Origin of the sequence: Citrobacter sp. Cb041, assembly GCF_030336655.1 — a bacterium.
Taxonomy (GTDB): Bacteria; Pseudomonadota; Gammaproteobacteria; order Enterobacterales; family Enterobacteriaceae; genus Citrobacter; species Citrobacter braakii.
The window spans coordinates 48,677-63,189 of sequence record NZ_JAOWDD010000037.1 but is presented as its reverse complement, the minus strand read 5'-3'; the positions used below and the strand labels follow the sequence as shown (position 1 = coordinate 63,189).

Annotated in this window: 13 protein-coding genes; 8 read left to right on the top strand and 5 right to left on the bottom strand. The window is 39.3% G+C overall.

Annotated features, from left to right (window positions below):
* The first annotated feature begins 9 nt into the window (after nt 1-9).
* From OGV52_RS11020 to OGV52_RS11000, 5 genes are all read left to right on the top strand, one after another.
* Nucleotides 10-1,119, top strand: coding sequence for an SAVED domain-containing protein (locus tag OGV52_RS11020; RefSeq protein ID WP_162660817.1), 1,110 nt, complete (start codon nt 10-12; stop codon nt 1,117-1,119).
* A 1,373-nt stretch (nt 1,120-2,492) separates the two neighbouring features.
* Nucleotides 2,493-3,257, top strand: coding sequence for a hypothetical protein (locus OGV52_RS11015; RefSeq protein ID WP_116327706.1), 765 nt, complete (start codon nt 2,493-2,495; stop codon nt 3,255-3,257).
* Between the two features lie 319 nt (nt 3,258-3,576).
* A complete protein-coding gene (locus OGV52_RS11010; RefSeq protein ID WP_116327690.1) occupies nt 3,577-4,101 on the top strand; it encodes a hypothetical protein in 525 nt (174 codons plus the stop codon).
* 16 nt (nt 4,102-4,117) lie between these two features.
* Nucleotides 4,118-6,778, top strand: coding sequence for a DotA/TraY family protein (locus OGV52_RS11005; protein ID WP_162660821.1), 2,661 nt, complete (start codon nt 4,118-4,120; stop codon nt 6,776-6,778).
* 376 nt (nt 6,779-7,154) lie between these two features.
* Nucleotides 7,155-8,405, top strand: a complete 1,251-nt coding sequence (locus OGV52_RS11000) for a conjugal transfer protein TraW family protein (protein ID WP_162660823.1) — start codon at nt 7,155-7,157, stop codon at nt 8,403-8,405.
* 63 nt (nt 8,406-8,468) lie between these two features.
* Here the strand turns inward: OGV52_RS11000 and OGV52_RS10995 are convergent, their stop codons facing one another.
* The 4 genes from OGV52_RS10995 to OGV52_RS10980 form a co-directional block, all read right to left on the bottom strand.
* A complete protein-coding gene (locus tag OGV52_RS10995; RefSeq protein ID WP_108704824.1) occupies nt 8,469-8,876 on the bottom strand; it encodes an H-NS family histone-like protein in 408 nt (135 codons plus the stop codon).
* A 123-nt stretch (nt 8,877-8,999) separates the two neighbouring features.
* Nucleotides 9,000-9,278, bottom strand: coding sequence for a hypothetical protein (locus tag OGV52_RS10990; RefSeq protein WP_227699799.1), 279 nt, complete (start codon nt 9,276-9,278; stop codon nt 9,000-9,002).
* Between the two features lie 114 nt (nt 9,279-9,392).
* Nucleotides 9,393-9,863: a hypothetical protein gene (locus OGV52_RS10985; RefSeq protein ID WP_162660825.1), complete on the bottom strand. Its 471-nt coding sequence runs from the start codon at nt 9,861-9,863 to the stop codon at nt 9,393-9,395.
* Between the two features lie 125 nt (nt 9,864-9,988).
* Nucleotides 9,989-10,438, bottom strand: a complete 450-nt coding sequence (locus tag OGV52_RS10980) for a hypothetical protein (RefSeq protein WP_149843242.1) — start codon at nt 10,436-10,438, stop codon at nt 9,989-9,991.
* A gap of 342 nt (nt 10,439-10,780) precedes the next feature.
* Between OGV52_RS10980 and OGV52_RS10975 the strand changes: the two genes are divergently transcribed.
* From OGV52_RS10975 to OGV52_RS10965, 3 genes are read left to right on the top strand one after another with little or no spacing between them, the layout of a single operon-like run.
* Complete coding sequence (locus OGV52_RS10975; RefSeq protein WP_106481986.1) at nt 10,781-11,347, top strand: hypothetical protein; 567 nt, start codon at nt 10,781-10,783, stop codon at nt 11,345-11,347.
* A 15-nt stretch (nt 11,348-11,362) separates the two neighbouring features.
* On the top strand, nt 11,363-11,923 hold the full coding sequence (locus OGV52_RS10970) for an SEN1982 family lipoprotein (RefSeq protein WP_049110045.1): 561 nt from the start codon (nt 11,363-11,365) through the stop codon (nt 11,921-11,923).
* Nucleotides 11,924-11,937: 14 nt separating this feature from the next.
* Nucleotides 11,938-12,597, top strand: coding sequence for a hypothetical protein (locus OGV52_RS10965; RefSeq protein WP_064839910.1), 660 nt, complete (start codon nt 11,938-11,940; stop codon nt 12,595-12,597).
* A gap of 83 nt (nt 12,598-12,680) precedes the next feature.
* On the opposite strand, the gene mobQ is transcribed toward OGV52_RS10965, so the two are convergent.
* The gene (gene mobQ / locus OGV52_RS10960; RefSeq protein ID WP_162660827.1) at nt 12,681-14,168 is read right to left on the bottom strand and encodes a MobQ family relaxase; all 1,488 of its coding nucleotides are present in this window, start codon (nt 14,166-14,168) and stop codon (nt 12,681-12,683) included.
* Nucleotides 14,169-14,513 lie beyond the last annotated feature (345 nt).

Genomic DNA, 14,513 nt, shown 5'->3' with positions numbered 1-14,513 from the left:
GGAATGGCAATGAATAAACATATAAATCATTTTATCACCTCTTTAATTGACTGGCTTTTCAGAGTCAAAACTGTTCCTGCTATCCTTCTTAAGTCTGGATTACTTTGCCTTTCTTTTTCTCTGATTAGTGGGTGGGCTTTAAAAGTTAAAGTTCCATTAGAAGATGGAGATTTTATCTTTGATTATGATTCATCAGGATTTACTCCCGCCTTGATTACCTATACTACATTCGTGGTCGCGATTGGTTTGATTTTAACAAGCGCTTTGATATATATTAATGTTTATTTTCGTGAAAATAGACTTACTGATAAGAAAAAACTCATTAGTATAGAATCAAGAGGGTTGCGAGATGGTGCTGGTGAGCCATTATCAAAATATATTCCCCAAAAAAACAAGGTTCGTCCGATAGAAATCATTTTAGATTTAAGGCAAAAGGTTGAAGACGGATTCATTGTAAAACCTGATGTGGCTATACGTAAGATATTGACTCTTCAAGAACAACTGGAAAGCCACACGTCACAGTATTCAAGGGAATATATTGAGGTTTATTTTGGAGGTTTAACCCCTGTACCTTTGAATGTATTAAATGGTATCATCTTAGATGATGAGTGCAAAATTACTATTATGGACTGGGATAGGCATTCTAGTGAGTGGAAAACTCTTGATAAAGAAGATGATGAAGAAAGATATACCATTCAAGGTGTCAAAGATGTGCAGGCAACCGATAATGAAGTGCTTTTGGTTATTTCTAGTTCATATTTAATTGATTCGTCACTAATACAAAAACAATTCCCATCTATGAAGTTAGTAACTATGTTTTTACCTGCAATAAATACTGATAATTTATGGTCGGAGATTAAGCAGGTCGAGTTAGGTAAGCAATTCTTGCATGCCGTTGCTGACCTGTCAGGGTTGGGTGTTAAAAGAATTCACCTTTTTTTGGCTGCACCTAATAGTCTATGTTTTAGATTCGGACGGCTTTATGATAAGAGAAATCTCCCGGAATTGGTTGTCTATCAATATGAAAGAAATAGTGATGTAACCTATCCATGGGGAATTTTAATGCCTGTGGCGGGAATCCAAGTTCCTGAGGTGATTCATTGTAAAAGAGACATTTAGAATTTATATGAAATTATTATGGCTAGTTAACTTCGTTTAAGTGCTAGCCATGTCAAGATTAAGAACTGTTCATATTGAAAGATAAATTATTTCATTCTTGAATTATAATTATTAATAGATAACAATAATGGTGATTTTATGCTATATGGGATGGTTAGAGTAAATGCGATGACTCTTGGCTTTATTTGAATCATAAAGGGATTTCAACTAAGCATCCTGATGAGACGCTTTACTGTAAGATGATGGAGGTAGCTGATAAGTTAAATGCTGTAGTTGTTGATGAGGATGACCAAAACCATAAATATTTACTACCAAGCGCCCTGATGAATCCGTCATGGGCGTACTCATCAATTAGTGAAGCTGAGAACAACTATGCAGAGATATTTTAGGGGTACAGTTTTACTTTTTATTGCATTGGTTTATTTTCTACAATGAACCTGTTTTATAAGTTGCTATTATTTTTCTCCATTTTATATTTTAGCGAAGTGATTGTTTTATACAATCACTAAGCACTGCCAACTTACTAGTAAATCTATAATTATTTTTCTTTCACGCGATTAGCGGCTACGCCGCAATTTTTTATGAATGAATTCATATCTCTAACAGGGATGAACCCTGTCCAGCAATGTGATTGTCTTGAACAATCACTAAGTGCTGCTACTGAAAATACAGTTTTCCTATTCGTTTAAGGGCAAATGCTATATGTTATTGCGATAATGCTATGTTCAAACATAGGATCAATTTTGTTTTTTATGATGAAATGATCTGGGAAAGATCTTTCCTCTTTTTTGCTATCAATATTAATAAGACACCTCATCAAGATAAAAATACATATTTCAGAGTTAGGGCGTAGCCGTGCATCAGCACATGAGCTTCAGCTCATAGATGGTGGTGATTTTCAAAAAAAAGATGTTAGTGAAATAGAAAGAAATGCTTCGCAATAAAAATAAATATTGGACTCAAAAAAACTAATCATTTAAAATATTGAAACCCTGTATGGCGATTATAAAAATCGCCCGGTTTCTTTTAATCCTATTAAGTATTATCTCTTACTTCTTGCAAAATTAAATTAAGATAAAACCGGCCTGTAGCCCTTACGGCATAAGGCTTTGAACGAAAATATACGACTGACCGTACAGTCAGTGTTCCTGACTCTATAGTCAGTATTCCTGACTGCACGGTGAGCTTTCCTGACTTTGCAGTCAGTTTCTATGTCATTTTTAGCTTAAAAACGACAGTGCTTTAAAGTATCGTCACTGGAATAGTTGCGATTTTGAAAATATTTTCGCAAAAAAATATGCAAAAAACTTGATATCTTTTTTGTGCATGATATTTAATTTATTATAAATAAAATAACAAGAGGTAATAACATGATGAATGAAATAGATGTTGACTTGGATTTAGGCTTAAATCCCTTTTGCTTTGAGACAGAGCTAAAGATTGAAACACGAAAGAAAAATCTGACCGTTTCAAGAGGCACAGAACTTATCGAAAAGAAAGATACAGGTAAAAGCTACTTCGCCAATATCGTGCATACGCAAGAGGTCGATAAAGAAGAGTTCATTAAACTCTATACCTCTCAGATAAAAGCATACTTTGATCTCACGAAAACAGCATACAAAGTGTTTTTCATATTTTTAAGAATATATCAGGATGCGATAGGTAAAGATCATTTCTACCTGAGCTGTAAAAAGGCAATGTCTCTCGCGGAAAAGATAGATCACTTTGTCTTGTCTGAATCTATCTTTTACAGAGGGATCAAAGAACTCATCGAAAAACGTATTATTGCTAAAACCAATGAGAAAAACTGGTATTTCATAAACCCTGCTATTGTCTTCAATGGTGATCGTGCTCGCTTTGTTTCAGAGATTATAAAAAAGAAAGAAGCAATGGAAGAACAACCCGAAAGCATAGTCGTCAATGGCGGCGGCAATAGCACACTTAAAGATAAAAACAGGTCAATTGAAGCAGTTATACAAGAAGTTAATAACCAAGATGACATAGATTTTTTAATCGCAAAATTGCAGGCTAAAAAGTCTCAAGAGTTAGTGAAGAGTGAAAGTATAAATAAAATCCCTTCTGTAGAGAACACAAGTCTTGTGCCACCAGAAGAACCGTTAGATTGGGATAATATTTAGTGATCCATTAACGCGGCTTTTCTGAACTTTTTATACACATATATTCATATTTTAAACGTTGGTATGTGGAAGGTGAAATCCTTATTAAATTAAAAGAAGCCAGATAAACTGGCCTCTTCAGAGTATTGTAATAAATTTTCGGAGTAATCATTTATTTACTTTTAAACAGTAATAAAAAATAAAGTCATTGTCAAATTAAATTATCATTCTCTTGATTAATTCCATTTTATTTAATATATATTAATAAGGCATTGTATTTTTATTTAATCACAAGAAGAAAATATGGTGAATAAAATGTAATAAATCAAAGGAGTATCAAATGTATAAACTTAATAAAAAGAAATGGCGAACAAATGTCTGTGTCCGCATTTTAAAAATAATCCTTCCTGCAACAATATTAATTTCAGCAACCACAGCTAACGCAGCAGTCTGTAGCCCGGATGTCAGCTCATCATTAAAACAAGCACAATATAATGCAATGAAGCAGGATGCGGCTCAGTTAGAGCCGGTAGCGAAGAATTTCATGGATAACATCAATCAGTCGCTTGAGACTATTGGCTGTACGGACGCGTGGCCCACCGGAAACCTCGGTATTAATCTTCCCTCTGTGGATTCAATAATTAAAAAAACGAAGGAAGCGGCAATAAGTAAAGCCTGTTCGATTGCGAGAGAAAAAGTTACTCAACTGACCGGAAGTATATCCGAGAGTATTTCTATTGATATTCCCGTGATTGGGAATATCGCAAATGGAAGTGTTTCTGCAGGAACTGGCTCTTCATCAGGATCGGGAGCAACCGTCAATGGAACCGATATCTGGAGCAGCATCAGTAATTCAATGAAGTAAGAGGCAAAGGAATGTAATGATGATAAATATAAAGAAAAAAGAAGTGTCGATATTATTAGCAATATTAGCTTGCCTGTTATTAACTCAGTCAGCTTATGCCGCAGATTTATTTACCGTCCCGGAGACAGACAAATCAAAGCTGTGGTTTCTGGATATCTTATTCCCGGAGAATTTAGCGGAAAGCCCCTTAGCCAGCACAATGACGATCCTCAACAGTGCTGTTTTACTGGTTGGTGGCATTTTAGCTGCCTACACGCTGATTGCCGGAACCATGTCAACGGCACATGACGGAGAAATGCTGGGTAAGAAATGGTCTTCTATGTGGTTGCCCGTAAGAACTGCATTAGGCACGGCAATGATACTCCCGGCAGCAGGTGGTTTCTGTGCCGCTCAGGTTATGGTGCTGTGGATGATTAATCAGGGAGTCGGTCTCGCGGATACCGTCTGGAATACGTATGCCTCCAACCCCTCAGATGGGGCTGTTATCACAACATCGGCGTCTTATCAGGAACTTGACCGTATAGCGAAAACTGCCTTTATCAATAACGTCTGTATGTTGAAGGCGGGTGAATTATGGAAGAAATCAGCAGCAGCCGATCCCTTCCCGCACGTCACGCCTGCGTTTGAAATGACGCCGGAGAAAGGTGCCTATTTATACACATACAGTTATGGGGCCAGCAATGCCGGTAATGATATGAATAAAAATTTACTGGTATCAAAGGCTGCCTGTGGAAGCATCACGCTTACAGACCCCAAGGCCAAAGCTTCTTATGACGAACAGGCGAAAGCTCAGGCTACCATTGCAGGGGGCGGAATGTATATGGCCTATATGCCACAGGACATAAAGACGAATATTTCAGATGTTATTGAGGCACACAATGCCGCATTCATCGGCCTCAATAACAGTATGAAAACGCTGGCTGAACAGTATGTGGCCGATAATAATATTGATATTCAGACCGGAATAAACAGCGCAACAGCCTCATATGTATCCATTATTGATACTGCAGTACGAACAGTTTTCTCCACTGGCGACCAGTGGGATGATTTCAAAGAGAATGTCCAGAAAGACGGATGGTTTATGGCTGGCGCATGGAGTATGAAACTGATCCGTGTGCAGGATGCGATTAATGGAGCAGCTCATAATCTTCCTGTAGCCGGGCAAGCAACAATGGAATACGGCGATATATTCGATAACAGTCTGAACGCGATTATGGCAAAAGTAGCTCAGGATATGGCGAAATCAACGACAGCTTCAAGATATGCGAATGGTATTGATGCGCAAAGCCGAACAGAAGCCAATACCAGTGGTAAAAGTGGCGCAGGTCCTAAAACGGATGATGCCGGGAAAATTGTTTCCTCTCTTCAGAGTGAAGCCAATAAGAGCATTTCTGGTGCAATGGCGGGTTTTCTCAGCTCCAGCGTTATCAATGGCAGAAAACAAGGGAAAATTGTTTCGTTTTCAACCGACACAACTGCTGCCAATTTACAGGCGATAAACCCGTTATTAGCCGTTAAAGGGCTTGGGGATACGATCAGTGCCGCTGGCTGGACGTTATTAGGAAGTTCTGCGGTTGTTGGCGCAGGTCTTGGTGCATGGACTTCATGGACTGCAAGCTGGGTATCGGGTGCATTTGGCGCTATGGGGATTGTTATGCCACTGGTTATCCCTTTATGGATAGCTGGTGATACCTTAGCCGTCGTTATTCCTATGTTGCCTTACGTCATGTGGTTTGGTGTTTGCGTCGGCTGGATGATCCTGTGCCTTGAAGCAATGGTCGCAGCACCATTATGGGTAATAACACATTTACATCCAGACGGTGATGGCGTAGTGGGTCGTGGTGGCGCTGGTTATGGTCTGGTTTTATCGTTAACCATGCGACCAGCACTAATGATAACAGGATTGATAGCAGCTTATACGATGCTCCCTATCCTTGGTGGGATCGTTAATGAAACGTTCTCAGGGGCGTTTGGCATGATGTCAGCCAATGCCGGGATAGGTATCATTGAGTCACTGGCTCTCATTGCTGTATATATTGCCATGATGTTCACGGTAGTGAAGAAATCACTTTCTCTGATTCACATCATCCCTGATGAAATTATGAAGTGGCTTGGTGTTCATGGTGGTCAGAGCATGTCGGGTTACGCACAGTCGGCATCAAAAGGTGTCGAAGGTGCTATGTTTACCAAAACCGTGTTGGATCAGGTTTCTCATACCTCAAATGCGATGGGTAATCAGATCAGGAATGCGCAAATCAACAAAGACCGTGAACAGCAACGTGAGCTTCAACAACAGCAACAGGCCAAACAGGGGAAAGCACAGGCGACTAATAGAGCCAATGATACGGGATCTGCATTCAGAACTCATATGAGTAATGCTGGCCCACTGGATCAGCAGGATGAATATCAGTCTCTTGAAAGTGCTAACTCTGCTTATAATGCGGCTGAGGCAGCAGATGCTGTTGGTGATAAAGCCGGCGCAGCAGGTTATATGAATGTAGCTCAAAAGGCTGCTAACAGGGCTGTATCATTTGGTGAGCATAACAGACCGTTGCTGCCTATAAACCTTCAGGCCCAAGCTTCACCAATTGAAAGCTTTAAGGCTCCAGATAAAGGGAATGGTGGTGGATATTCCGGTGGTAGTTCATCATCAAAAGAAGGTAATGACGGAATGTGATATTAAGAGGGCTTCGGTCCTCTTTCTAACTGATTATTATCTGTAATGAAACTCACTTTATATTTTCCCCTTATAAACAAAGTTGAAATGGCACCGTCAAAATAAAATATTGCCACGGAATTTTTGAATGAAAATATTAATCCTATAGAGATTTATGCTCCCGTAAAAAACAAGTTTCTTCATGTCGTCTGTTTCCATCAATAAAGCTATAAAAGCACCTTTCTATTTCATGGGATCTATTTCGTTGGATTTGTACGCTTCCTGTTATACTGATTTTTAAGTTGGATGCCAAATAAATGTTTTTTTGTTAAAATTGACAGTTCATATTAAATTGGTTAAATAATAAAGAAGGTAATAAGTTAACAGGAGTATTGTGATGAGGAACAATAAATTTAAATTAAAGAGAATAACAGTGGTTTCGGCTTTGTGTTTTTCTGTGTTATATACAAATACAGCTTTTGCTGTCTGGCCCGTCACAGAAGAGGTTTTGACACCGTATCTTATGGGGGCTTCACCTCAATCTATGGGCAATGGAATAATTGAAACATTAGTTTCAATGAACGACAAGCTGGCACAAGCAACAATAACAGCAAATGAGAATCAGAAGAATGCTGTTGTCAGTAATGCCAGTCAGGCAATCCAAGAACAGCGCATGAAAAATATCTTAAACAGAATACCTGATGCCAATGCCTGTGAAGAAGTCACGAACGCAGGTGGTCGTGGTGCAGCAGGATCGAATACAAGCTCAGCGAAAGAGGCTTTATCTGAAAACAGCGTTAAGATGTTTACACAAGCAAATACCGGAATAAATGAGGCCAAGAAAAACATCATGGGCAGAGTATCAATAAGTGTTTGCTCCGAAGATGATGTGAAATATAACAGAGGTGGGTGCAATACTATAGGTCAGTATCCTGATAAAGATAAGTCGGCATCAAGCCTAATTACACCACCATTATCTAAATCCGATGCATTGTCTAATAAGGTTTCGAATCAGTCCTATTCTGTTGAGCAGATTGAAGTTGCTGAAGCGGCAAAAAGAAATCTGATAGGGAACTTACCAGTTGAACCATTAAAGAACAAGGGATTAGAAGATACAACTGAAGGACGAGAATATTTATCGGCCTTTTCGAGCTTTGTCTCCAGAAGCACTGCTGGAACAAACGCTATTGATTCCGTACTGGCAATGAAAAAAGCAAGTAATGTATCAGTGAACTCAAGAGGAGCCAAAATAGGATCCACATTAGGCTCTACGCAGGGAGCAAACCTTGCTTGGTCAGATGCTTCCGTAAAAAACAAGTATGCGACCTTATTTCCCGGCACAACATTCCCGGATAATCCTTCAGAGTGGGAAATGTTAAGATATGAGATCTATTCACGCTATGCAGATACAACAGGCGCTGACGCTTGGCAGGTAAAAATCAGTAGTGCTGATGAAAAAGAAACTGCGCATGAGCAGGCAAGAATGCAGGCACTTGATTTAAGATTACAAATGCTTCAAATCGAAAGAACAGAAGACACAAATATTTTGCTTGCGGCTCTGTTAGGACAACAACTACAACCAGTTGATAAGCAAATGCTGAATAATTTAAAAACAAATGCGACAAGAGCGACTCAGGCAACAAAATAATTGAAGTCATTAAAAAAAAACGCCAGCGCTGGGCCAGCGGATTTGGTAGACTTGGTATGAAGATTATTTGATCTCGAAATCTTCCAGCGTCTTACCGGCTTCGAGCGCAGCAGCGATAGCACGAGGAGTTCGGCCCTGACCTGTCCATGTCTTTTCAGAACCATCGGTATCGATGTATTTATACTTAGCTGGACGTGGAGCGCGTTTCGCTCCGGTCTTGGAAGAAGATGAGTTAACAGTTGAAAGCAACTCTGCCGGGTCTATGCCATCTTCCAACAACTTCTGACGGAATGCTTCCAGCTTGGCCTGTTTCTCTTCCTGCTGTTTGAGAAATGAGGCCTCTTCTTCACGACGTTCTTCTACAACGATAGTGAGTTTTTCTAACATCTCTTCCAAGGTTTCGAGTGTCAGTTCACGAGCCTGAGCACGGAGAGTACGAATATTGTTGATGATCTTTAAAGCATCAGACATGCGATTTCCCTAATGTTTGTGGTAAAGAATACAAGCAATAACATCATAGTTTTAATCGTTCCTGTGCACAAAATCAATACATTATATGGTATAGACATTAGTTCCATCCTGAGTTCAAATTTTTTATTTGGGTTTGTGATTATCTTTAGCCGAGCGGGTTTCTTCAGATGATATATTATCAATGCGATTTTTAAATTTTCTTGAAAATCTGTTTTTCTCAATGCATTTTTTCTCAGCCTCTTCCTGATTATTAATGTAGTATTCGATTGTATTGCCGTTATCCAAGTCATAAATGACAGAAATCAAGATATTAATATTCTCATCCCTACTGTCATGTGTAATGTCAAACTTAGATATTAGCTTTGATACAACAACATAATTTGGATGCAAAGTAGTTGTCATAATGAGTATTCCATAAAATGGATGATTGATGTATAGGCGTGTTTTTAGGAGACACAGCAGGTTAGTGTCTTATTAAAATAAATATAATGTTATGAACGAATAGTTAGTTCCCTATTATGGTTTATTTTTTATCTCTCTATTAGGAAATGGAAACTCAAGATAATCGTCAGCAAGATTATTATCTTTTATGGCATTCCACCATCTTTCTCTATAGTCCTGTTGATTACACAAAATTCTTTGTCTTTGCATTTCATCAAGGATGAATTCCTTTTTATCCGGCCATTCCTCCTGTAGTCTGCGAACCGTTCTGAAGAGAATGTTTTTATGTAAAGCTACACGAAAGAAATTTTGTTTATATCCCTCAAGACGTTGCTCATAATCAGCGACAACCTTCTTATGGCTGTTGATTGTGTTATTCAACTGCATCTGTATTCTACTAACCCTGTCATTAGCCATAGATGCTTCAAACTGAGCCTGCTGGGAATCCAGTCTTGCTTCATTGGCCTGTTGGTAAGAGTCAACAATTTCTCTGTTACGTTGTGCTGCATTATAATCATAATTCCAAAAAGGATTTTTGCTAGACATAAATATACCTCGATATCAAATACTATATGTGTATATAATTAAACATTAATTTGCTAAAAAGCAAATAATTCTATTAATTAATATCATCAGTCAGATATTTAATTCCCTTTTGTTTAATGCTTTTTTTATTGACCAAATAAAATATGGTTATTAAATACTTCCACCCATTGCTCGCAAATATAATGTGCGTGGGATGGAACCCTGAACGTCCAGACTGGATTTAATACATCATCAGTCATAATACAGATCTCGGCATCATCGGATCTGCAATCAGGCAGCGAGTAGTTGATTTCCCTGATGTTGCTATATGGATATATAAATGTGCTGTTCATATTTTTACGCAATGTCGAAGACATTACGTTTTTCTTTATATTATTTTTACGCAACTGCTTGGCTGTTACGTTTTTCTTTATATTATGGTTAAAGAGAAGAACCGAGCGTTGCATTAAATTAATGGTGAAGCCCGCCTGTTCGTATTCGTAAGACAAAGCAGCATCGCTGAACGAGTCAATAAAAGCGATTTTTTGATCTTTTTCGAAGATTTCCATAGAGCTTCGCTCGTTGTTGTTTTCCATGCTCATCCCTCGCTGTTTTTACTGCTTTATCTCAGACCAGCATAGTCTCCAGTGGCAACATACTCAAGCAAAATGATCTGTAAAATCGATCGATTAATTTATATTGATAGATATTAACGATTAAAAAAGGTTTATCGATCGGTTTTTTAATTGATTTAATCGATCGATATAGTGTTTATGATAGCCTATAACTATCATTTGTTTTGTATCGATCGATTTAAACGATGTGACGAACACTAAAAATAATTCAATTCTATCAATTGATTAGACGATAACTCCTGATCTGTAGGTCAGTTTGCCGGGATTGGGGTATACAAATCTGACTAAATCCTTGAGGAATAAATGAAAGGACATACCTTATTACCACTGGCGGTCTCTCTGGTGTTTCTTTCTGGCTGCCAGCAGCTCAACGATGGCGTGAATACAGTTAATGGAGCAATCAGTTCTTCGTTGTCTTCAGCAGGTAAAGCGCTGGGGGGAACTGCCACCACTCAAAGCCTTGGCCCGGTATCGCCAGTATCTGGCCTTGGTGCTGTCTGCAAAGACTATGAAGAAAATGCAATGGCAGCAGAAAAGAAATGGACTGGCAAAAGGATCTCTATCATCAATGCCACTGTTCTCGAGGTTACGAAGGGCAGAAGTGCCAGCGATATGATGACGGGAATGCCCATGTCAACCCCTAACTATTACCTGCTATTCAAAACAGCCGATACAAGCTATTGTGGTGGTATGGTCTGGATTGATTACTATTCTGGCCTTGATGATGCGGTTCTGACTTACAAAAAAGGTCAGAAAGTCAGTGTCACTGGAACAGTCAACAACTTCGAAGTTCGTGGCTTCGCTACCGTCAACAATGCCGATATGCCAGTTCGTCTGGTTGTTCTGAGAAATGGCACTATCAATCATTAATTCAGGGTTAATAAAATGCATAAAATATCGTTAGTGGCCGTGGGGGCTATTTTGCTTGTTGGTTGTGGAGATAAGGGAGATTTTGAGAAAACGATAAATAAAGAAATCAGTAAGGAGCCTGTTTGTTATTCTTTTAATACAAAAGAAAATAACAGTGATGCTTATGAAAGCTTCAGCGAACCCGGAGTTTTCGTCAGAGTTAATGTTCGAGGAAATGATGTGAGTCCTATCTTGGAAGGACTTAAAAAATCGGGGTTAATCGATATTGAATTCGAACAACAAGGGTTTACCCGTGTTGCAGCCTTATCAGCAACAGATAAAGGTGCTAAAGCGAAATTTTGGGATAAGGAGCATGGGGCTTGCGTAGGTACTAGAACAGTGGATGAAATAAAAGAGTGGACTGAACCCAGCGATGCTGGTGGTCAAAAAGTAACACGGGTATCATATACATGGAAACTCTCAGATATTCCAAGCTGGGTTGATAAAGATGCTTTCTCCAGCGTGAAAGGAGTGTCAGAATCAGAAGAAGCAAAAATTATTCTGGTGAAAACCAATAACGGCTGGGCCACAAGGTAATTACAGGAAAAGCTATGAACTCTATCTATTGGGTGATATTCATGGGACTGCTGTTGAACATACCATCACTGGTTCCTGTGTTGTTTCTCCGTCAGACTCAAAAGAACGTGAAGATATCTATTGCGATCAGACTTTTTCTACTTAACGCTTTCTTGGTGCTGTCCCTTGTGACGCTATCGCAGAATATCACGCAAAAATACGGGCTGTTTCCAGTATGGCTGGTGTTAGCTGCAATAGTGCTGTTTGCGGTCACGTTAGTACCAACGGTAAAATTTGTGCGTAAGCATTTAACTGTCGGGAAAAGCAGGGCTGTTATCCTCTCATCATTCCTTATTGTCTATGCTGTCAGATTTAATGGCGTGTTTTCAGATGTGAATGGAGGTGGATATACGCTTAATGGATACAATGTGGTGTGGACGTTGTTCTTCCTGTTTGCCAGTCTGTTGGCTTATATCGGTTGCTCTGGGAGTAAAACATATTCTGGTTATTCTGCACCGTCATCTGCATCGCAACCTGATTATTCTAAACCGACCAAAGAGTATGAAACACAATCTCAAATTGACTACGATATTGCTGTAAAGGGGCGGAGTGTTCTGTCTGATCCCAATCTGAGTATTGTTGAGCAGCAGCGTTATCGGGATGCTCTTGAGAAAAAAGAAAGAGAAGATTGGTAAAATATATTTATATTACTTAATAAAGCCGATGGAAATCGGCTTTGATGTTTCTTATTGAAATTCATTGGCATAAATCTGGCCTTTTATTTTCTATATCCCGGTGGCCTCATACGTGGGGCTTTATCTTTGCTGGCATGTGGTATGAGATCCATGCGATGATCGCTTTCCGGCTGTTCGTTCTTAGGGCGGTTTGGGAAACGGCTGATCTCATCCGGTGTTGGTTTATAGTCATCTTGGTTAAACTTGGCTTTTTTCTCATATTCAGTGCGAGAGATATGACGGCCTAATACCTCGTCAAAGACGTAGTTTTCAGCAATACGTTTATCATGTTCTTCACTGATAAGATCAATTTGGGATTTATTTGCTTTAGCCCATACAAACTTCTGCTTGAAAAAATCTATGACAAGAGTTGTGAAGCGTTTAAAAATATTATCCTGACGTGGAATAGCCTGTGTCCTCTTAACACGTTCAGGGGCGCTTCTGGATGCCCTGTTTGGGTTTTGAGAGGAGGATGTTTTCAGGATAGTATTTGTTCCAGAATCAGAAATACTGACTGATGGTTTCTTACCAGCAACGACCTTACTGACTTTTGTTTTATCACGGTAAGATTTAACTCCGCGCATACGAGTATTAGGAGCTGGCGCTACCAATGAAGGTCTTTGCCCCTCAACAGTAGAAGTACCGGAGCGCGTTTCTGGTAATACAATTTCTTCTGGTTCAGCAAGATGTGTAATCGTAAAGCTTCTAACATCAACAACGATTTCAAGATCAAGTTCCCTGAATGTCTTATAGACTTCAACCGCTTCTTGTTTGGCAGCATAACGAACAGCTTGTTCTGCAGCTCTTTGTTCCTGAGCCGCCTTATTACGCCATTTGGCACTGTGGATACGTTTCATTGCAGGGCGGTTTGTTTCGGCGGCTTTAGCAAGCCATAGCGCTTTTTCTTCATTATCCAGAGCAACCGCTGCTTTTTCTAATGCCTCTTCATGCTGGGCCTGAAGGGAACGATGATCAATACGTTCTGACGAACCAGCAGCAGCAAGGTAGCTGTTCGCCATAGATGCCCATGATTCACGCCACAACACAGACATTTTTCTGTCATTCCAGCTTCTTTCTTTTTTACCAAACCCTTCCGGGCCAATGGTTTTTAACGTCAACATAACGTGAGCATGTGGGTTGTCGCTATCGAGATCATGGAAAGCGATATCAGCAATCATACCTTTATCAACGAAATTTTTCTGACAATACTCAAGGACAAGTTTTTTCTTTTCATCATTATTTAACTCGGCAGGAATGGCGACATCGAAATAACGGGCTGTTTGACCATTTTGCTGGCGCTCGACCCTTTCAACTTCATTCCACAATGCTGTAGAATCTTTAACAATATGTTCTGGAACATTAACAGGTGCTAATATGAAATGTCCGTATAAATCAGTACGGCGGCTATAATCATAGGTATCACCTGTTCTTTCATCTGTGATTCTGCAGCGAGCATGATAAGCAGCCTTCGCAACGGAAGATCTGCCCTCACTTCGTTTCACAATTTTAAAATCCAGATGAAAAATAGCCATACAATAAAAACAACCTCAATATAAAATTAAATATCAAACCAAAATATAAATCTCAAATGCGACCCAGATGGTTTTAGTTTTTCGTAAGAAAAACTCTGGTGTTGACGTTGACCTTATTTCCGAAGGAAACGGTGTTAGCCTGCGGCAGGCAACCGTCGGTAGACCCCACACGCTCACGAAGTGAGTGTATAGGTGGGCATTGCTTTATTTTTATATCTCCTAAAGGAGCTAAAAATAACGACAATGTTTAAAGTTTTTCCATACTTAAATAATAACGCTAGTTTTAAAGTCTGTGAAATTAATGAGGGTGAAATCGGATAAACGGTTGAGGTAGAGTAATAATAT